This window comes from Pseudomonas sp. B15(2017), from assembly GCF_002113215.1.
Taxonomy (GTDB): domain Bacteria; phylum Pseudomonadota; class Gammaproteobacteria; order Pseudomonadales; family Pseudomonadaceae; genus Aquipseudomonas.
This window is the reverse complement of record NZ_NEJZ01000004.1, coordinates 284,173-302,100: the sequence shown is the minus strand read 5'-3', so window position 1 is coordinate 302,100 and position 17,928 is coordinate 284,173. Positions and strand designations below refer to the sequence as shown.

At 61.5% G+C, this 17,928-nt stretch carries 15 protein-coding genes; 11 read left to right on the top strand and 4 right to left on the bottom strand.

Annotated features, from left to right (window positions below; genetic code table 11):
* Window positions 1–26 precede the first annotated feature (26 nt).
* The 9 genes from algG (at window position 27) to CAF73_RS09100 (ending at window position 10,951) form a co-directional block, all read left to right on the top strand.
* Window positions 27–1,598: a mannuronan 5-epimerase AlgG gene (gene algG, locus CAF73_RS09140; RefSeq protein ID WP_085702533.1), complete on the top strand. Its 1,572-nt coding sequence runs from the start codon at window positions 27–29 to the stop codon at window positions 1,596–1,598.
* Window positions 1,599–1,608: 10 nt separating this feature from the next.
* On the top strand, window positions 1,609–3,060 hold the full coding sequence (locus CAF73_RS09135) for an alginate O-acetyltransferase (RefSeq protein ID WP_085698538.1): 1,452 nt from the start codon (window positions 1,609–1,611) through the stop codon (window positions 3,058–3,060).
* An 8-nt stretch (window positions 3,061–3,068) separates the two neighbouring features.
* Window positions 3,069–4,193, top strand: a complete 1,125-nt coding sequence (locus tag CAF73_RS09130; RefSeq protein WP_085702516.1) for a mannuronate-specific alginate lyase — start codon at window positions 3,069–3,071, stop codon at window positions 4,191–4,193.
* Between the two features lie 212 nt (window positions 4,194–4,405).
* Window positions 4,406–5,971, top strand: coding sequence for an MBOAT family protein (locus CAF73_RS09125; RefSeq protein ID WP_085702515.1), 1,566 nt, complete (start codon window positions 4,406–4,408; stop codon window positions 5,969–5,971).
* A 10-nt stretch (window positions 5,972–5,981) separates the two neighbouring features.
* Window positions 5,982–7,154 (top strand): alginate O-acetyltransferase, encoded by a 1,173-nt coding sequence (locus CAF73_RS09120; RefSeq protein ID WP_085698535.1) that lies wholly within the window; start codon window positions 5,982–5,984, stop codon window positions 7,152–7,154.
* Between the two features lie 14 nt (window positions 7,155–7,168).
* Window positions 7,169–7,825, top strand: a complete 657-nt coding sequence (locus CAF73_RS09115) for an alginate O-acetyltransferase AlgF (RefSeq protein ID WP_085698534.1) — start codon at window positions 7,169–7,171, stop codon at window positions 7,823–7,825.
* A 213-nt stretch (window positions 7,826–8,038) separates the two neighbouring features.
* Entirely contained in the window at window positions 8,039–9,490 is a 1,452-nt protein-coding gene (locus tag CAF73_RS09110; protein ID WP_085698533.1) for a mannose-1-phosphate guanylyltransferase/mannose-6-phosphate isomerase, read from the top strand.
* Between the two features lie 136 nt (window positions 9,491–9,626).
* A complete protein-coding gene (locus CAF73_RS09105; RefSeq protein WP_085698532.1) occupies window positions 9,627–10,091 on the top strand; it encodes a multidrug transporter in 465 nt (154 codons plus the stop codon).
* 35 nt (window positions 10,092–10,126) lie between these two features.
* Window positions 10,127–10,951 carry an SDR family oxidoreductase gene (locus CAF73_RS09100; RefSeq protein WP_085702514.1) on the top strand — a complete coding sequence of 275 codons (825 nt, stop codon included), beginning with the start codon at window positions 10,127–10,129 and terminating at the stop codon, window positions 10,949–10,951.
* A 28-nt stretch (window positions 10,952–10,979) separates the two neighbouring features.
* On the opposite strand, the gene CAF73_RS09095 is transcribed toward CAF73_RS09100, so the two are convergent.
* The 4 genes from CAF73_RS09095 to CAF73_RS09080 form a co-directional block, all read right to left on the bottom strand.
* On the bottom strand, window positions 10,980–11,846 hold the full coding sequence (locus tag CAF73_RS09095) for an HlyD family secretion protein (RefSeq protein WP_085698530.1): 867 nt from the start codon (window positions 11,844–11,846) through the stop codon (window positions 10,980–10,982).
* A 17-nt stretch (window positions 11,847–11,863) separates the two neighbouring features.
* The gene (locus CAF73_RS09090) at window positions 11,864–12,064 is read right to left on the bottom strand and encodes a DUF1656 domain-containing protein (RefSeq protein WP_085702513.1); all 201 of its coding nucleotides are present in this window, start codon (window positions 12,062–12,064) and stop codon (window positions 11,864–11,866) included.
* The gene (locus tag CAF73_RS09085) at window positions 12,054–14,246 is read right to left on the bottom strand and encodes an FUSC family protein (protein ID WP_085698528.1); all 2,193 of its coding nucleotides are present in this window, start codon (window positions 14,244–14,246) and stop codon (window positions 12,054–12,056) included. Before CAF73_RS09085 ends, CAF73_RS09090 begins: the two co-directional genes overlap by 11 nt.
* A gap of 139 nt (window positions 14,247–14,385) precedes the next feature.
* Complete coding sequence (locus CAF73_RS09080; protein ID WP_085702512.1) at window positions 14,386–15,885, bottom strand: efflux transporter outer membrane subunit; 1,500 nt, start codon at window positions 15,883–15,885, stop codon at window positions 14,386–14,388.
* A gap of 182 nt (window positions 15,886–16,067) precedes the next feature.
* Between CAF73_RS09080 and CAF73_RS09075 the strand changes: the two genes are divergently transcribed.
* On the top strand, window positions 16,068–17,036 hold the full coding sequence (locus CAF73_RS09075; RefSeq protein WP_085698526.1) for a LysR family transcriptional regulator: 969 nt from the start codon (window positions 16,068–16,070) through the stop codon (window positions 17,034–17,036).
* A gap of 317 nt (window positions 17,037–17,353) precedes the next feature.
* Window positions 17,354–17,728 carry a DUF6124 family protein gene (locus CAF73_RS09070; protein WP_085698525.1) on the top strand — a complete coding sequence of 125 codons (375 nt, stop codon included), beginning with the start codon at window positions 17,354–17,356 and terminating at the stop codon, window positions 17,726–17,728.
* Window positions 17,729–17,928: the final 200 nt, after the last annotated feature.

Genomic DNA, 17,928 nt, shown 5'->3' with positions numbered 1-17,928 from the left:
TGCTGACCGCCAAGGGAGTGCCCGACATGAACATTGCCCGCAAAGGCTCACTCAGCCTGCTGGCCGGCGCGATGCTGCTGGCCTCGGCCGGCGCCTTCGCCAGTGTGGAACCGGCCAAGCCGGTGACCACTGCCAAGGAGCTGCAACAGGCCAAGACCTACACCGTCAGCAACGCGCCGACCGACGCGCTGGAACTGGCCAAGCCGAAACTGCCCGACCTCTCCGGCTACACCGCCGAAGCCGCCGCCGCGAAAATCGTGCGCAGCAAACCGGGCAAGATCAGCGTGCGCCGGATGATGCAGGAAGACGCCCTGAAGGACTTCATCGGCGGCGACAACAAGATGGCCGAATGGGTGGTGCGTCAGCACGGCATCCCGCAGGCGATCTTCGTCGACGACGGCTACATGAACCTGAAAGAGCTGGCGCAGAAACTGCCCAAGCAGTACTTCAGCGAAACATCGCCGGGCGTCTATCTGGCCAAGCTGCCGATCGTGGTCGGCCGCAAAGGCATCCTCGAAATCGACGGCCAGACCCAGGAACTGCGCCTGTCCCAGGAAGCCGGTTCGTTCCTGGTCAACGACGGCCAGTTGTTCGTGCGTGACACCAAGGTCACCGGCTGGCGCGAGAAGGACAACGGCCCGGCGACCTTCCGTTCGCCGAAGGAATTCCGCCCGTTCCTGCTGGCCTGGGGTGGCACCGAGACCTACATCGTCAACAGCAAGATGGCCAGTTTCGGCTACGCCAACAGTAAGTCCTACGGTGTGAGTATTTCCCAGTACACGCCGAACATGGCCAAGGTGCTCAAGCGTCCCGAGCCGACCGGCTGGATCGTCGGTTCCGAGTTCTCGGACATGTGGTACGGCTTCTACTGCTACGAGACCCGCGACTTCGTGGTCAAGGGCAACACCTACAAGGACAACATCGTCTACGGCATCGACCCGCACGACCGTTCCCACGGTCTGATCATTGCCGAGAACACGGTGTACGGCACGAAGAAGAAGCACGGGATCATCATTTCCCGTGAGGTCAACGACAGCTTCATCTTCAACAACAAAAGCTACGACAACCACCTCTCGGGCCTGGTGATCGACCGTAACAGCGTGAACAACCTGATCGCCTACAACGAGATCTACAAGAACCACACCGACGGCATCACGCTCTACGAGTCCGCCGACAACCTGCTGTGGGGCAACAAGGTCATCAGCAACAAACGCCACGGCATCCGCATTCGTAACAGCGTGAACATCCGCCTCTACGAAAACGTCGCCATGGCCAACGGCCTGACCGGCGTCTACGGGCACATCAAGGACCTGACCGACACCGACCGTGACATCGAGCTCGACCCGTTCGACGCCCAGGTCTCGCTGATCGTGGTCGGCGGTGAACTGGCGGCCAACGGCAGCGGTCCGCTGTCGATCGATTCGCCGTTGAGTGTCGAGCTGTATCGCGTGTCGATGTTGGCGCCGACCAAATCCAGCGGCATCAGCTTCAACGGCATCCTCGGCGAGCGCCAGGATGAAATTCTCGACCTGCTGGTGCGCCAGCAGAAAGCCGTGCTGATCGACCCTGTCGAACGCCAGACCGAATTGCAGGACTGAGGATAATTTTATGCACCCACACCTGATCAAATTACTCAGCCTGTCGGCCCTGACCGTGGGCATTCTGGCGGCCGGCAACGGCGCCCGCGCAGATGAAGTCCAGCCGCCTGAATTCACGGCCGAACCTTGCTGCAGCCTGTGCCCGGCCGCCCACGATGCGAAGAACTACACCACCCGCTACCAGCAGAACTTCACCACCCTGGTGCAGGCGCAGGGCGACTGGCTGTTCCGGACCCAGGAAGATTTGCGCACCGAGTTCAACACCACCCCGGCCGGCTACAAACGCCTGCAACAGCTGCACGACGCGTTCAAGGCCAAAGGCGTCGAACTGGTGATCGTCTACCAGCCGACCCGAGGTCTGGTGAACCGCAACAAGCTCAACCCGGCAGAAAAAGCCGCGTTCGATTACGAAAAAGCGCTGGGCAACTACAAGACCATGCTCGGCCGTTTCGCGAAGATGGGTTACGTGGTGCCGGACCTGTCGCCACTGACCAACGAATCGCTGCCGGACACCCTGCCGGCCCACGATTTCTATTTCCGCGGCGACCAGCACTGGACGCCATACGGTGCCCAGCGCACGGCAAAAATCGTCGCCGAGAAGGTCAAGCAGATCCCGGCCTTCGCCGACATTCCCAAGCGTGAGTTCGAAACCAAACGCTCCGGACGCATGGGCAAGACCGGCACCCTGCACAACATGGCCGGACAACTGTGCGGCACCAGTTACGCAATCCAGTACATGGATCAGTTCACCACCGAGCCGAAAGGCGAAGCCGGTGACGGCGACCTGTTCGGTGATTCCGGCAACCCACAAATCACCCTCGTGGGTACTTCGCACAGCGGCAAGAACTACAACTTCGCAGGCTTCCTCGAAGAAGCCATCGGCGCCGACATCCTCAACGTCGCCTTCCCCGGCGGTGGCCTGGAAGGTTCGATGCTGCAGTACCTGGGCAGCGACGAATTCCAGAAATCTCCGCCGAAAATCCTCATCTGGGAATTCTCGCCGCTGTACCGCCTCGACCAGGAAACCATCTATCGCCAGATGATGGCGCTGCTCGACAACGGCTGCGAAGGCAAAGAGGCACAGATGTCCGCGAGCACCACGCTCAAGCCGGGCGGCAAACAAGAACTGCTGGTCAACAGCAAGAACCTGAACCTGCAGAACAGCAGCCATCAGGTCGACATCCGCTTCGCCGACACCTCGGTGAAAACCTTGCAAGCCACCCTCTGGTACATGAACGGTCGCCACGAGGACATCAAGATCGAGAAACCGGAAACCTCCGACACCGACGGTCGTTTCGCCTTTGAGCTGCGCACGGACGAAGACTGGGCCTCGCAAAACCTGCTCGCGGTCGAAGTCCAGGGCCCGGAAGCGGGCACCGCGCCACAGAAAGTCGAAGCGAAAATCTGCAAACGCAACGTATTCCCGGGCGCTGGGCAACAAACCGCTCAGGTCGGGCAATGAGGTCTGCTATGCGAAATCCGAAACTGAAAACTCTGTTGGCGCCAACGCTGCTCGGACTGGCGATCTTCGCCGGCACCGCGCAGGCCGCCGCGCCGCTGCGTCCTCCTCAGGGCTACTTTGCGCCTGTGGATAAATTCAAGACCGGCGACAAGAGCGAAGGCTGCGACGCGATGCCGACGCCGTACACCGGACCGCTGCAATTTCGCAGCAAATACGAAGGCTCGGACAAGGCCCGCGCGACACTGAACGTGCAGTCGGAGAAAGCCTTCCGCGACACCACCAAAGACATCACCACCCTTGAGCGCGGCACCGCCAAGCGTGTCATGCAGTTCATGCGCGACGGTCGCCCGGAACAGCTCGACTGCACACTGAACTGGCTGGTTAATTGGGCCCGGGCGGATGCATTGATGTCCAAAGACTTCAACCACACCGGCAAGTCGATGCGCAAATGGGCGCTGGGCAGCATGGCCTCGTCGTACATTCGCCTGAAGTTCTCCGACTCCCATCCGCTGGCCCAGCACCAGCAGGAAGCGCAGTTGATCGAGGCCTGGTTCAGCAAATTGGCCGATCAGGTGGTCAGCGACTGGGACAACCTGCCGCTGGAAAAAACCAACAACCACTCGTACTGGGCCGCCTGGTCGGTGATGGCGACATCGGTCGCGACCAACCGCCGCGACCTGTTCGATTGGGCAGTCAAGGAATACAAGGTCGGCGTCAACCAGGTCGATGCCGACGGCTACCTGCCCAACGAACTCAAGCGCCAGCAACGCGCCCTCGCCTATCACAACTACGCCCTGCCGCCGCTGGCGATGATCGCCAGTTTTGCGCAGGTCAACGGTGTGGATCTGCGTCAGGAAAACAACGGCGCGCTGAAACGTCTGGGTGATCGGGTGCTGGCCGGGGTGAAAGACCCGGATCAGTTCGAGAAGAAGAACGGCAAAGAGCAGGACATGACCGACCTGAAACAGGACATGAAATTCGCCTGGCTCGAGCCGTTTTGCACGCTCTACACCTGTTCGCCGGATGTGCTGGAGAAGAAGCACGGGATGCAGCCGTTCAAGACCTTCCGCCTCGGTGGCGACCTGACCAAGGTCTACGACCCGTCCCATGAAAAGGGCAACAAGGGTTCCTGAGGACACTGATAAACCCTGTGGGAGCGAGCTTGCTCGCGAAGAGGATCCGACATTCAAAAATGATGTCGTCTGGCACACCGCTTTCGCGAGCAAGCTCGCTCCCACAGGTTAAGTGTCAGGTTTGAGATGTGTGAGTTAGCTCTCCAGTTTTCAGCGGGGGGTTTGGGGGGGCTTTGGCCCTTGACTGTTGGTTCAAACATGGAGAGATCGGGATGGTATTTTCATCCAACGTGTTCCTGTTTCTGTTCTTGCCGATCTTTCTCGGCTTGTACTACCTGAGCGGGCAACGCTATCGCAACCTGCTGCTGCTGATTGCCAGCTACGTGTTCTACGCGTGGTGGCGGGTGGACTTCCTGGCGCTGTTCGCCGGCGTCACCCTGTGGAACTACTGGATCGGCCTGAGAGTCGGCGCCGCCGGCGTGCGCACCAAATCGGCCCAGCGCTGGCTGCTGCTCGGCGTGGCGGTGGACCTGTGCATCCTCGGCTACTTCAAGTACGCCAACTTCGGCGTCGAAAGCATCAACGCGATGATGACGTCGGTCGGTCTCGAGCCGTTCATCCTGACCCACGTGCTGCTGCCGATCGGTATCTCGTTCTACATCTTCGAGTCGATCAGCTACATCATCGACGTCTACCGTGGCGACACCCCGGCCACCCGCAACCTGATCGACTTCGCAGCGTTCGTGGCGATCTTCCCGCACCTGATCGCCGGTCCCGTGCTGCGTTTCCGTGACCTGGCCGACCAGTTCAACAACCGCACCCACACCCTCGACAAATTCTCCGAGGGCTGCACACGGTTCATGCAGGGCTTCATCAAAAAGGTCTTCATCGCCGACACCCTCGCCGTGGTCGCCGACCACTGCTTCGCCCTGCAAAACCCGACCACGGGGGATGCCTGGCTTGGCGCACTGGCCTACACCGCGCAGCTGTACTTCGACTTCTCCGGTTACAGCGACATGGCCATCGGCCTGGGCTTGATGATGGGTTTCCGCTTCATGGAAAACTTCAAGCAGCCGTACATCAGCCAGTCGATCACCGAGTTCTGGCGCCGCTGGCACATCAGCCTGTCGACCTGGCTGCGTGACTACCTCTACATCACCCTCGGCGGCAACCGCAAAGGCACGCTGATGACCTATCGCAACCTGTTCCTGACCATGCTGCTCGGTGGTCTGTGGCACGGTGCGAACATCACCTACATCGTCTGGGGTGCCTGGCACGGCATGTGGCTGGCGATCGAAAAAATGCTCGGTCTCAACACTTCGCCGCGCAGCCTCAACCCGATCCGCTGGGCGCTGACCTTCCTGCTGGTGGTCATGGGCTGGGTGATCTTCCGCGCCGAGAACCTGCACGTTGCCGGCCGCATGTACGGCGCGATGTTCAGCTTCGGCGACTGGTCGCTGTCGGAACTCAATCAGGCCAGCCTGACCGGCCTGCAAGTGGCGACTCTGGTGGTGGCCTACGTGACCCTGGCGTTCTTCGGCCTGCGTGATCTGTACACCAACCAGCCGCCGGTCAAGAGCAAACCTGAGGTCAACGTCGAGGCCAACGGCCCTGCCACGGCGACTCCAGGCCTGATCAAAGCGGCTCCGGGCGAAAATCCGGCGAGCATCCATGAGCCTGGCTACACCGTCGGCGTCGACGCCCAGGTGCAACCGGCGTACTGGACGGCGGACTGGTCGCGCTACGTGATGCGCGGGCTGATCCTGCTGCTGTTCATCGCCTCGATTCTCAAACTCTCGGCGCAAAGCTTCTCGCCGTTCCTTTACTTCCAGTTCTGAGGGATCTGACATGACCCGCTCATTACGCATCTTCTACATCGCGCTGTTTCTGCTGACCCTGCTGGTGCTCGGTCTGTGGTCGGTGCGCAGCTTCTTCGGCTTCAGCACCAACGCCGACGCGACGGTGCTCAACGGCCGCTGGACCAAAGCCGTGGAAACCCACTACGACGATGAATTCCCGATCAAGCGCCTGGGCACCAACCTCTGGGCCGCGCTGGATTTCAAACTGTTCAACGAAGGTCGTCCGGGCGTGGTGCTCGGTCGCGATCAGTGGTTGTACAGCGATGAGGAATTCAACCCGATCGTCAACGAAGAGCTGAACCTGCAAGGCAACTATGCGCTGGTCGAAGGCGTGCGCCAGACCCTGAAAGAGAAAGGCGTGAAACTGGTGATGGCGATCGTGCCGGCCAAGGTTCGCCTGTACCCGGAACACCTGGGTGAAGTGAAACCGGCGAGTATTCACGCCAACCTTTATCAGGACTTCCACGCCCGCGTCGCGGCCGACAAGATCCTCGCCCCCGACCTGCTCGGCCCGCTCCAAGCGGCCAAGCAGAACGGTCAGCAAGTGTTCCTGCGCACCGACACCCACTGGACCCCGGAAGGCGCGGAAATCGCCGCCAACACCCTGGCCAAAACCATCGCTGACAAGTTCCCGCTCAGCGGCGAGCCGCAGCGCTTCGTCACCACCCCGGCGGAAAAGGTCACGCACAAGGGCGATCTGCGTCTGTTCCTGCCGCTGGATCCACTGTTCGAAAACCTGATGCCGGCCAAAGAGCCGCTGCAAAAGCGCAACACTGTGGCCGCCCAACAACCTGCCGGTGACGACGCCCTGTTCGCCAACAGTGAAGTGCCGGTGGCACTGATCGGTACCAGCTACAGCGCCAACCCCAACTGGAATTTCGTCGGTGCGCTCAAGCAAGCGCTGCACAGCGACGTCGTCAACTACGCCGAGGACGGCCACGGCCCGATCCTGCCGATGCTCAGCTACCTGAAAAGCGATGACTTCAAGAACAGCCCGCCACAGGTGCTGATCTGGGAGTTTCCTGAACGATATCTGCCTGTGAACAACGAAATCGGCGACGCCGACCCGCAGTGGGTCGCAGAGCTTAAACAAGCCGGCGCGCGCCAACAAAACGTAGCTGTAAACACTAAATCCGAGACGCCCGATCGGGCGCAAAACTGAAAGAGAGGTACACCATGACTTTCACTACAACTCCTCGTCGTCTCGCTAAACGCATTGCTCTGGTCGCCGGCCTGAGTGTGTTGTCGGTCCAGGCCTTTGCCGGTGGCGACGCTGCGCTGTACGGTCCGACTGCACCGAAAGGCTCGACCTTCGTCCGTGTCTACAACGCCAGCAATGCTGAAGTCAGCGCCACTGTCGGCAGCACCAATCTGAGCGACGTCGCGCCGCTGGCCAGCAGCGACTTCAGCTTCATGCCGGGCGGCGACTACAGCGCCAAGGTCGGCAGCCAGACCCTGCCGGTGAAACTCGCCGGTGATCACTACTACACCCTGGTCAACAACGCCTCCGGCGCGCCGCAACTGATCGAAGAACCACCGTTCAAGAACAAGCAGAAATCCCTGGTGCGCGTGCAGAACCTCAGCGACAAGTCGCTGACCCTGAAGACCGCCGACGGCAAGACCGAAGTTGTGCCGAACGTGGCCGCCAAGGGCCGTGGCGAACGTGAAATCAACCCGGTGAAAGTCAGCCTGGCGCTGTACGAGGGCGACAAGAAAGTCGGCGACGTGAAACCGGTCGCCCTGGAGCGTGGTGAGGCAGCGGTGCTGTACGTCACCGGCAACGGCAGCAACCTGTCGCCAGTCTGGGTGAAACGCCCGGTGTCGACCCGCTAACCATTTCCCGACCTGACGCATATCCCCTGTGGGAGCGAGCTTGCTCGCGAAAGCGGTCTGACATTCAACAGATGTGTCGACTGATACGCCGCCTTCGCGAGCAAGCTCGCTCCCACAATGAATCGGGTTGTCAGTTCGGGTACGCAACAAAAACAAGAGTGAAACGACACAGGTTCGTGGCTCTAACCCAATCGATTTTATGGAGTAAAAAATATGATTCCGGTGATCTTGTCAGGTGGTAGCGGTTCACGTCTTTGGCCGCTTTCGCGCAAGCAGTTTCCCAAGCAGTTCCTCGCCCTGACCGGCGAACACACGCTGTTCCAGCAAACCCTCGAGCGCCTGGTGTTCGAAGGCATGGACACCCCGATCGTGGTCTGCAACAAGGATCACCGCTTCATCGTCAACGAGCAGTTGGCCAACCGCAATCTGGAATGCCAACGCATCCTGATGGAACCGTTTGGTCGCAACACCGCGCCGGCCGTGGCGCTGACCGCGATGATGCTGGTCAATGAAGGTCGCGACGAACTGATGCTGGTGCTGCCGGCCGACCACGTCCTCGAAGACCAGAAAGCCCTGCAACGCGCCCTCGCCCTGGCCACCGTCGCTGCAGAAAACGGTGAAATGGTGCTGTTCGGCGTGCCGGCCACCAAACCGGAAACCGGCTACGGCTACATCAAGTCCACCGGCGATTCGCTGCTGCCGGAAGGCGTCAGCCGCGTCTCGCACTTCGTGGAAAAACCCGACGTCAAACGCGCCACCGAATACGTCGAGTCCGGTGGTTACTACTGGAACAGCGGCATGTTCCTGTTCCGCGCCAGCCGCTTCCTCGAAGAGCTGAAAAAGCACGATCCGGACATCTACGACACCTGCCTGCTGACCCTAGAACGCAGTGCTCAGGACCCGGACACCATCACTTTCGATGAAGCCACTTTCGCCTGCTGCCCGGACAACTCCATCGACTACTCCGTGATGGAAAAAACCCAGCGCGCCTGCGTGGTGCCGCTGACTGCCGGCTGGAGCGATGTCGGCTGCTGGTCGTCGCTATGGGAAGTCAACGAGAAGGACGCCAACGGCAACGTCAGCAAGGGCGATGTGGTGATCCAGGACAGCAAGAACTGCATGATCCACGGCAACGGCAAACTGGTGTCGGTGATCGGTCTGGAAAACATCGTGGTGGTCGAAACCAAGGACGCCATGATGATCGCCCACAAGGACAAGGTCCAGGGCGTCAAGCAGATGGTCAACACCCTCAACGAGCAGGGCCGCAGCGAAACCCAGAACCACTGCGAGGTCTATCGTCCGTGGGGTTCCTACGACTCGGTGGACATGGGCGGTCGCTTCCAGGTCAAGCACATCTCGGTCAAGCCGGGCGCGTGCCTGTCGCTGCAGATGCACCACCACCGTGCCGAACACTGGATCGTGGTCAGCGGCACCGCCGAAGTGACCTGCGACGAGAACGTGTTCCTGCTGACCGAAAACCAGTCGACCTACATCCCGATCGCGTCGGTGCATCGCCTGCGCAACCCGGGCAAGATCCCGCTGGAAATCATCGAAGTGCAGTCCGGTTCGTACCTGGGTGAAGACGATATCGAGCGCTTCGAAGATATCTACGGTCGCTCCACCCCGATCGAACGCGGCGTGTCGGTGAAAACCATCGCGCAGTGATCGCTCCGTAACAGGAAGCCCCCGTCCAGCCCGCTGCGTCCCCTATCCGCAACGGGTTGGGCGGGGGCTTTTTTTTTCGCCAACCTCGTCCAGGCTTAGGTAGGATGAACCTTCCCTGCCCACGAGGTTTCGCGACATGTTCATCGGCGTCTTGCTGGTCATCACCTGGCTGATCCTGCTGTTGCGTTATCCGGCCAAAGCCTTGCCGGTGTCCATGGCCGCCGCCGTGGGCCTCGGGTTGGTGGCGATGTGGGTGGTGTGGCTGGACAACCGTGAGATCAAGCAACTGGCGCGGCTTGAACTGCGCATCGTCTATGCCCCCGAACATTGCCCCGCCGACCGCCCGCTGTTGCTCAAGTTGAACAATGGCAACGACGTGCCGCTGACCGAACTGCGCTGGCGCATTGCCGCGTACGCGCCGGGCGATACGGTGAACCTGGCCGACAATCAATACGCCGCCCCACGCTATCGCGGCCCCGGCGAATTGCAGGCCGGTGGCAACTGGGAAGACTGTTTGCCGATGCCGCCGCTGCGTCCCGGTTATCGCCCGCAAACCCTGGAGTTTCGCGCCGAGCGATTGCAGGGTAGTTTCTCCGACTGATCCCCTCTCCCACTGTTTTGCACAAGGAATGCGCCATGCCCGTTGCGTTGATTACCGGTTGTTCCAGCGGCATCGGCCGCGCCCTCGCCGAGGCCTTCAAAAGCGCCGGCTACGAGGTCTGGGCCAGTGCGCGCAAGACCGAAGATGTCGCGGCTCTCAGTGCCGCCGGGTTCACAGCGGTGCAGCTCGACGTCAATGACAACGCAGCGCTGGAACAACTTGCCGAACGAATCAACCAGCAACACGGCGGCCTCGATGTGCTGATCAACAACGCCGGCTACGGCGCCATGGGCCCATTGCTCGATGGCGGTGTGACGGCCATGCAGCGCCAGTTCGAAACCAATGTGTTTTCGATTGTCGGCGTGACCCGTGCGCTGTTCCCGGTACTGCGCCGGGCCAAAGGCCTGGTGGTGAATATCGGCAGTGTTTCCGGGGTGCTGGTCACGCCATTTGCCGGCGCCTATTGCGCGTCGAAAGCGGCGGTGCATGCACTGAGCGATGCGTTGCGCATGGAACTGGCGCCGTTCGGGATTCGCGTGATGGAAGTGCAGCCGGGGGCGATTGCATCCAGCTTCGCCAAAAATGCCGGGCACGAGGCCGAACAACTGATCAACGAACAATCGCCGTGGTTTCCGTTGCGCGAAGGCATTCGGGCGCGGGCCAAGGCCTCGCAAGACAAACCAACGCCGGCCAGCGAATTTGCCGCCGAGTTGCTCAAGGCTGTGCAGCAGAGCAAACCGCCACGGCTGATCCGCATCGGCAATGGCAGCCGGGCGTTGCCGTTGCTGGCGACGTTGTTGCCAAAAGGTTTGCTGGAGTCGACGTTGATGAAGCGCTTCGGGTTGCGGGGGCAGCTTTGAAATACAGGACGTGACGCTTTGCGGTCTGTCAGTTATCCACAGCGCCCTGCTTCACCACCACGGTGCAGGTAATCCCTGCCGCCAGCAGCACACCTTCCGGCACTTCATCGATGTGAATCCGCACCGGCACCCGTTGCGCCAGACGCACCCAGTTGAAGGTCGGGTTCACATCGGCGATCAGCTCGCGGCTTTCCGGGTTGTCGCGGTCGTAGATGCCGCGAGAAATGCTCTCCACGTGGCCCTTGAGGACTTCTCCGCTCATCAGTTGCATGTCGGCTTTGTCGCCGACCCGCACGTGAGGCAGTTTGGTTTCTTCGAAGAAGCCGTAGACCCAGAACGAGTTCATGTCGACCACGGCCATTTTCGCCTCGCCGATGCGCGCGTAGTCACCGCGATGGACGTTGAGGTTGGTCACGTAGCCGTCCACCGCCGCGCGCACTTCGGTGCGTTTCAGATTGAGTTCGGCGGCTTCCAGCTGCGCCTGGGCCTGTTGGTAATCGGCCAGTGCGGAGTCTGCGATGTTGCTGGCGTCGTCGCGGTTTTCCTTGGAGATCACCAGGTTGTCCAGGTCGGCGCGGCGATGGGCGTTGACCTTGCGCATCTCCCACGTGGCCTTGCGCGAAGCGACCAGCGACTGCGCCTGCTTCACCGCCAGGCGATAGTGCTCGGGATCGATCTGCATCAGCAGATCACCTTTCTTCACCAACTGGTTGTCGCGCACCGGCACGTCGACCACTTCACCGGTGACGTCGGCGGCGACGTTGATGATGTCGGCGCGGACCCGACCGTCGCGGGTCCACGGGGTGTTCATGTAGTGCTCCCACAACGTGCGGCCGATCCACAACGCCAGGGCCAGCACCAGCAGGGTCGCGAGCAGGCTGAAAAACTTTTTCATCGTGACAATTCTCAGACTCAACGGTAGACAGTCAGCGCCATCGCGCCGAACAGACAGGAAAACAGGCTCAGGCGCAGCAGCGCCGGGTGCCAGAAGAAGCGGTACAGATCGAACCCGGACAAGAACCGGTCCAGCGCCCAGGCCAGTGCCGCGGCGATGAAAAACATCAGGGTCATGGTCGGCATGTACACGCCGTGGAAGGCGATTTCACGAGGCATGGGCAAGTCCTTCGGGCTTGGCGATGGCATAGGCAGCGAGTGGCGATTGCGGGTCGAGCAACGAGGTGCGGATGAAGTGCAGGTAGCTTTTCACCCGCCGCAGGGCCGAGGTATCGAAGTGCGGCGCGAACGGTTCATCAGTGGCGGCGACCCGGCTGATCGCGTGATCGACCGCCACCAGCGCACGTTCCAGATTGCTCGAGTTCGGTTGCAGGAACAGGCGCACCAGCGAGCGCCCCATGACCCGGATTGCCTGGCGCCATGGCTGCGATTCGGCATAGGCCGGATGCACCGGCAGGATCGCCTGTTCCTTGCGCAGCTCGATGATCGCGTGGCCGACTTCCAGTACCACGAACATCCAGCGCAAGAGGTTTTTCTGCACCAGCGGCTGACCGGCCGCCAGTCCGTAAGCCTGATGCATCAAGTCGCGGGTACGGCTTTCGAAACTCGACGCCAGACCCTTGAGTTTGCCGCTGATCGCGTACACCACTTGCCCGCGTAAATCCTGTTCCAGACGCTGCCACAGCCAGCGGCTGTTCGGCGGCAGAATGATCGCCCCCGCCGCCGCGCAGACCAGCATGCCCATGACCATGGCGATGTAGTCGTTGATGAAGGTGTAGGGGTTGTAGATGGTCAGGTTGTCCGGCACCGAACCGGTGCTGAAAAAGATCAGCAAGCCAAGACCGACACCGGCGTATTGCGGCCGCGAAGTGAGGAACGAGCCGAGCACGATCACCGGCGCAAGCATCACGCACAGCAGCGGGAAACCATCGATCCACGGGAAGATGAAAAACATTTCGACGAAGCCGATCAGCGCCCCCAGAAACGTGCCGCACGCCATTTGAAACGCCATGCGTTTCGGGTTCGGTGTCGCCGCCGACAGGCCCACGGTGGCGGCAGCGATCAGGGTCATGGTCGCGCCGCTCGGCCACGCGGTGGCAACCCAGTAACTGCCGAGCACGACCAGGATGAACGCAGCACGAATCCCCGAAGCCGCTGCCGCCCACCAACTGGTTTGCGGGGTGAACGGCTCGTCCCAGCGCTCGCGTTCGTGGCTGTGGTCGGCCAGCGAGGCGTGGGTCTGTGCATAACTGTGCAGGTCATCGACGAAGCGATAGAGCAGCTCGTACGCGGTGTGGAAATCCAGTTGCTCGGCGTCGCTCGGTTCGCTCTCCTGAAAGATCGCCCGCAGGCTGCGCACCCGCGCCGGCAAGCCTTCCTTGTACGCCGCGAGCGCGAGCGCCAGACGCGCCGCGTCCGGGCTGGTCAGGGCGCGGCCGCTGAACCCGTCGAGCACTTCGGCCAGATCCTGCAGGCCCGGTTTGATCGCCGCCACGACATGCGCTTCGTCATTGACGCGCAGACGCTCGAGCAACTGATGCAAGGCGTTGAACCGGGTGGTGATGCCCATGAACTCGCTGTTCAGGCGACTGAGACGACCGTTGCGCCGACGCATGTGCGGGTCTTCGAACACGGTCACGCTGCGCAGCCCTTCCAGCCCCACCGCTTCGGCGATGAAGCGCACGTTGCTGGCCTCGAACGACTCCGGCTTGCTGCGCCCGCGCAAGCCGTCGGTGACGAACAGGGCGAACACGCCGAAGCGCTGATACAAAGCGTTGCGCATCGCCGCGCTGGCGGTTTGCGGCAGGATCGCGGCGCTGACCAGCGTCGAGCAGAGAATCCCCAGTGAAATCTCCAGCACCCGCCACACCGCCGCCATGAACGCGCCATCGGGATGGGCGAGCGCCGGCAGGCCGACCATCGCCGCCGTATACCCGGCCAACACAAAACCGTAGGCGCGGAAGTTGCGGCAACGGGCGGCGCCGGCCGAGCAGATGCCGACCCAGATCGCCAGCGAACCGAGGAACAATTCAGTGTTCTGGGCGAACAGGGAAATCAGCGTGACCATCATCGCCGACCCGGCCAGGGTGCCGAGGAAGCGATAGAAACTCTTGGCGAACACCTGGCCGCTCTGCGGCTGCATGACGATGAACACCGTGATCATCGCCGTGCGCGGTTGCGGCAGTTCCAGGCGCATCGCCAGCCACAGGGTCAGGAATGCGGCGATCAACACCTTGAAGATGTAGACCCAGGTCACGCCGTCGCTGCGTGCCCATTCGAAGAAACCCCGGCGCCATTCCAGGGAGTAGAGCCAGCGCAAGGGTGCGGGCAAGGGAGTCATTCAATTATGCTCAATGAGTTTCAGGTCGGACCCATACCCTGTGGGAGCGAGCTCGCTCGCGAATGCGGTGTATCAGCCGACATGTGTGCTGGCTGACACTTCCGCTTCGCGAGCAAGCTCGCTCCCACAGATTGTGTTTTCAACGCAGGAGAACCGGGGTTTTCGGGGCGGCGGTCTGTTCGGTGGTCGGCACGTCTTTACCCGCGCCAAGTCCGCCGCCCAATGCCGTCACCAGTTCCGCATGGGCACTCAAACGCGCCGCCTGCACCTGCTGCTGAACCTGTTGCTGTTTGAACAGCAGGGTCTGGGCGTTGAGCACGTTGAGGTAATCGGTGAGGCCGCGCTGGTAGGCGATCATCGCGATGTCGTAAGTCTTCTGCGCGGTGGCCACGGATTCGGCGGCGAACGTCTGCTGCTTGTCCATCGACTCGCGGCGGATCAACTGGTCGGAGATGTTCTTCAGCGCATTGACCAGGGTCTGGTTGTAATGCGCCACGGCGATGTCATAACCCGCCGAGGCTTCACCCAATTCGGCGCGCAGTCGCCCGCCGTCGAAGATCGGCAGCGAGATCGCCGGCCCGACGCTGTAGTTGAGCTTCTTGCCGGTCAGAAACTCCAGCGCCCCGCCGCCGGTGGCCATGTAGCCGAGGCTGCCGACCAGATCGACGTTGGGATAAAACCCGGCATGCGCCACATCGATCCCGCGCGCCTGCGCCGCCACTTGCCAGCGACTGGCAACCACGTCCGGGCGCTGGCCGAGCAGTTCGGCGGGCAATGCCGACGGCAGTTTCAGCGCCGCGCCGAGGGACAGGGTCGGACGCTGCAACTGCGCGCCGGCGCCCGGCCCTTTACCGGCCAGTGCCGCAATCTGGTTGCGGCTCAGGGCGATTTCTTCATCCAGCGCATCCAGTTGCCGATGGGTTTCCGGCAGCGGGGTTTCAGCCTGACTGACTTCGAAGTGCGTACCGATCCCGCCGTTCAGGCGTTTCTGCGCCAAATCGAGAATCTGCTGTTGCTGCTTGAGCGTCGCCGCGACGATGTCGCGCTGGGCGTAATGCAGCGACAGCTCGATGTAGGCGCGCACGATGTTGTTCTGCAATTCGAGTTGCGCCTGCCGCGCCTCGGCAGCGCTCATGTGCGCCAGATCGACGGCCCGCTCGGTGCTGTTGCTTTCACGGCCCCAGAGGTCGAGGGCGTAACTGAAACCCAGCGCGGCGTTGTTGTCCCAAGTCGTGGTATTGGCCAGCTCACCGGGGCCATAGAACTGGTCGGTCGGCCAGTTGTGACGTTTGAGGGTAGATTCGCCATTGATCTGCAACGACTCGGCGGCTTCGGCGACACCGGCCATGGACCGGGCCTGACGCACTCGCGCAGCGGCCATGGCCAGGGTCGGGCTGCCTTGCACGGCCAGGTCGATCCAGCGGTTGAGTTGCGGGTCGCCGTAGGCTTGCCACCATTGGGCGGTGGGCCAGTTTGCGTCACGGGCGGCGTGGGCGATGGCCTCGTCGGTGGCCAGTTCATTGGCCTCCAGAGCCTTGCCCTGCGGGGCAATCCCTCCGGTTCCGATGCAGCCGCCAAGACCTAACGAAAAAGCCAGAACACTGAGCGGCAAAAGCGCTCTGTTGATGCGACGCGGCACTGCTGCGAATTCCTGAGGTGGGAGATGTTTCGAGGTGGGCGCAATTCTAGGGGGCGCCCTGAACGGCGATAAGCTGGGTTTTCTGCGAATCTTTGTTACGGTTAACGAGATAATCCCTTGGTCGGGGGTCTCAGCCCCTGAAACTTCGTGTCACAATTTGCCATCTCCCTTGAGAGCACCCCATGGACACATTGCAAAACATGCGCGCCTTCAGTTGCGTGGCCGAAGCGGGCAGCTTCACCGCCGCCGCCGTGCAACTCGACACCACCACCGCCAACGTCTCGCGCGCGGTCTCCAACCTTGAGGCCCACCTGCAAACCCGCCTGCTGAACCGCACGACGCGGCGCATCGCACTCACCGAAGCCGGCAAGCGCTACCTGCTGCGCTGCGAGCAGATCCTGGCCTACGTCGAAGAGGCCGAAGCCGAAGCCAGCGAAGCCCACGCGCGCCCGGCCGGTCAGTTGAAAGTGCACACCATGACCGGCATCGGCCAGCACTTCGTGATCGACGCCATCGCCCGCTACCGCAAGACCCACCCGGACGTGACCTTCGACCTGACCATGGCCAACCGCGTGCCGGACCTGCTCGACGAAGGCTACGACGTGTCCATCGTCCTCGCTCGCGAGCTGCCGGACTCAGGCTTCGTCTCGCAACGCCTGGGCATCACCTACAGCATCGTCTGCGCCTCCCCGGCCTATGTGAAAGCCAACGGCTGCGCACAAAAACCCAGCGACCTGCTGAACCACGCCTGCCTGCGCCTGGTGAGCCCGGTGATCCCCCTGGAAAAATGGGCCTTCGACGGCCCGGACGGCCAGGAAATGGTCACCATCAACAGCTCGCCGTTCCTGGTCAACTCCGCCGACGCGATGAAAACCGCGATCACCAGCGGGATGGGGGTCGGCGTGTTACCTGTGTACGCCGCCATTGAAGGCCTGCGCAATGGCTCGTTGGTACGGGTCATGCCCAACTACCGCTCGCAGGAACTGAACCTGTATGCGATCTACCCGTCGCGGCAGTATCTGGATGCGAAGATCAAGACCTGGGTCGAGTACCTGCGTGGCTCGTTGCCGGAGATATTGGCGGGGCATCAGGCGGAACTGGCGGCTTATGAAATGAGTGGAAGTCTGGCGGGGGCTCGGGTGGCGAATTGACTTGGCCGTCCTACAGACGGGCTGGTTTTTGGCGGATGTTTCCGACAAGTCGTGTCGGTTGTCCCTCGGAAACGAGGTGGATAGGCTTTTGGGGTCGCTGACGCATCGGCGGCCGGGTCTGGAAAACCCGAAGTTCAGGATCACAGCCCATGACATAATGCGGCGTTTTTTCGCGACGTTATGGTAGCTGTACGTGGGAGACCTCCGGGTCTGCCGGGTTTGATCCTTTCCGGTTTTTCCAGTCCGCGTACAGCTGCCACCTCTTTCGCCTGGAAAACGAAGAATGGCAGCTCCTCCAAGACTTAAGGATCTATGCCATGAAAAAACTTACTCCGAATCCCCCTGAAACCAACGACACCTCGCCCTACGAGTCCGCCGATTCAAAAAAACTCCACGAGGCTGCCGAACGCGCCCTCGACCATCACCTCAACCCCTTCCCGAAAAAATGCTCCAGTCGCCGACCAAGCAAGATGTTCCAGGTCGCCCCGGACATGGACGACGAAAGCCTGCTGGCCCACGCCTGCGAATCCCTGGCCACCGCCAGTGCCATGGCCAGTGATGTAGCGGCTTTTTTCGACACACCGCAGCGGCACCGCATCCTGGGTATTCAGCAAGTAATCATGCTGGCGGAACTGGCGGTGAATCGGGTGCTGGACAACGTCGAAGTTCAGCGTTGCCCAACACACAGCTAAGCCGTTCCGACAAAACCGACCTGCCAGCGCCGACTGCATTCGCTGGCAGATCGATTGGGACGCAGAGCGTCCCGGGCTGCATTCCCACGCGGAGCGTGGGAACGATCAAAGCAAAAGCAGTCCGCTTTCTGCTTTCTGCTTTCTGCTTTCTGCTTTCTGCTTTCTGCTTTCTGCTTTCTGCTTTCTGCTTTCTGCTTTCT

Coding starts and splice junctions, on each gene's coding strand:
- algG (WP_085702533.1), top strand. CDS start 27: ATGAACATTGCCCGCAAAGGCTCACTCAGCCTGCTGGCCGGCGCGATG.
- CAF73_RS09090 (WP_085702513.1), bottom strand. CDS start 12,064: ATGCCTCGTGAAATCGCCTTCCACGGCGTGTACATGCCGACCATGACC.
- CAF73_RS09095 (WP_085698530.1), bottom strand. CDS start 11,846: ATGAAAAAGTTTTTCAGCCTGCTCGCGACCCTGCTGGTGCTGGCCCTG.
- CAF73_RS09085 (WP_085698528.1), bottom strand. CDS start 14,246: ATGACTCCCTTGCCCGCACCCTTGCGCTGGCTCTACTCCCTGGAATGG.
- CAF73_RS09100 (WP_085702514.1), top strand. CDS start 10,127: ATGCCCGTTGCGTTGATTACCGGTTGTTCCAGCGGCATCGGCCGCGCC.
- CAF73_RS09115 (WP_085698534.1), top strand. CDS start 7,169: ATGACTTTCACTACAACTCCTCGTCGTCTCGCTAAACGCATTGCTCTG.
- CAF73_RS09120 (WP_085698535.1), top strand. CDS start 5,982: ATGACCCGCTCATTACGCATCTTCTACATCGCGCTGTTTCTGCTGACC.
- CAF73_RS09125 (WP_085702515.1), top strand. CDS start 4,406: ATGGTATTTTCATCCAACGTGTTCCTGTTTCTGTTCTTGCCGATCTTT.
- CAF73_RS09075 (WP_085698526.1), top strand. CDS start 16,068: ATGGACACATTGCAAAACATGCGCGCCTTCAGTTGCGTGGCCGAAGCG.
- CAF73_RS09130 (WP_085702516.1), top strand. CDS start 3,069: ATGCGAAATCCGAAACTGAAAACTCTGTTGGCGCCAACGCTGCTCGGA.
- CAF73_RS09105 (WP_085698532.1), top strand. CDS start 9,627: ATGTTCATCGGCGTCTTGCTGGTCATCACCTGGCTGATCCTGCTGTTG.
- CAF73_RS09135 (WP_085698538.1), top strand. CDS start 1,609: ATGCACCCACACCTGATCAAATTACTCAGCCTGTCGGCCCTGACCGTG.
- CAF73_RS09070 (WP_085698525.1), top strand. CDS start 17,354: ATGAAAAAACTTACTCCGAATCCCCCTGAAACCAACGACACCTCGCCC.
- CAF73_RS09110 (WP_085698533.1), top strand. CDS start 8,039: ATGATTCCGGTGATCTTGTCAGGTGGTAGCGGTTCACGTCTTTGGCCG.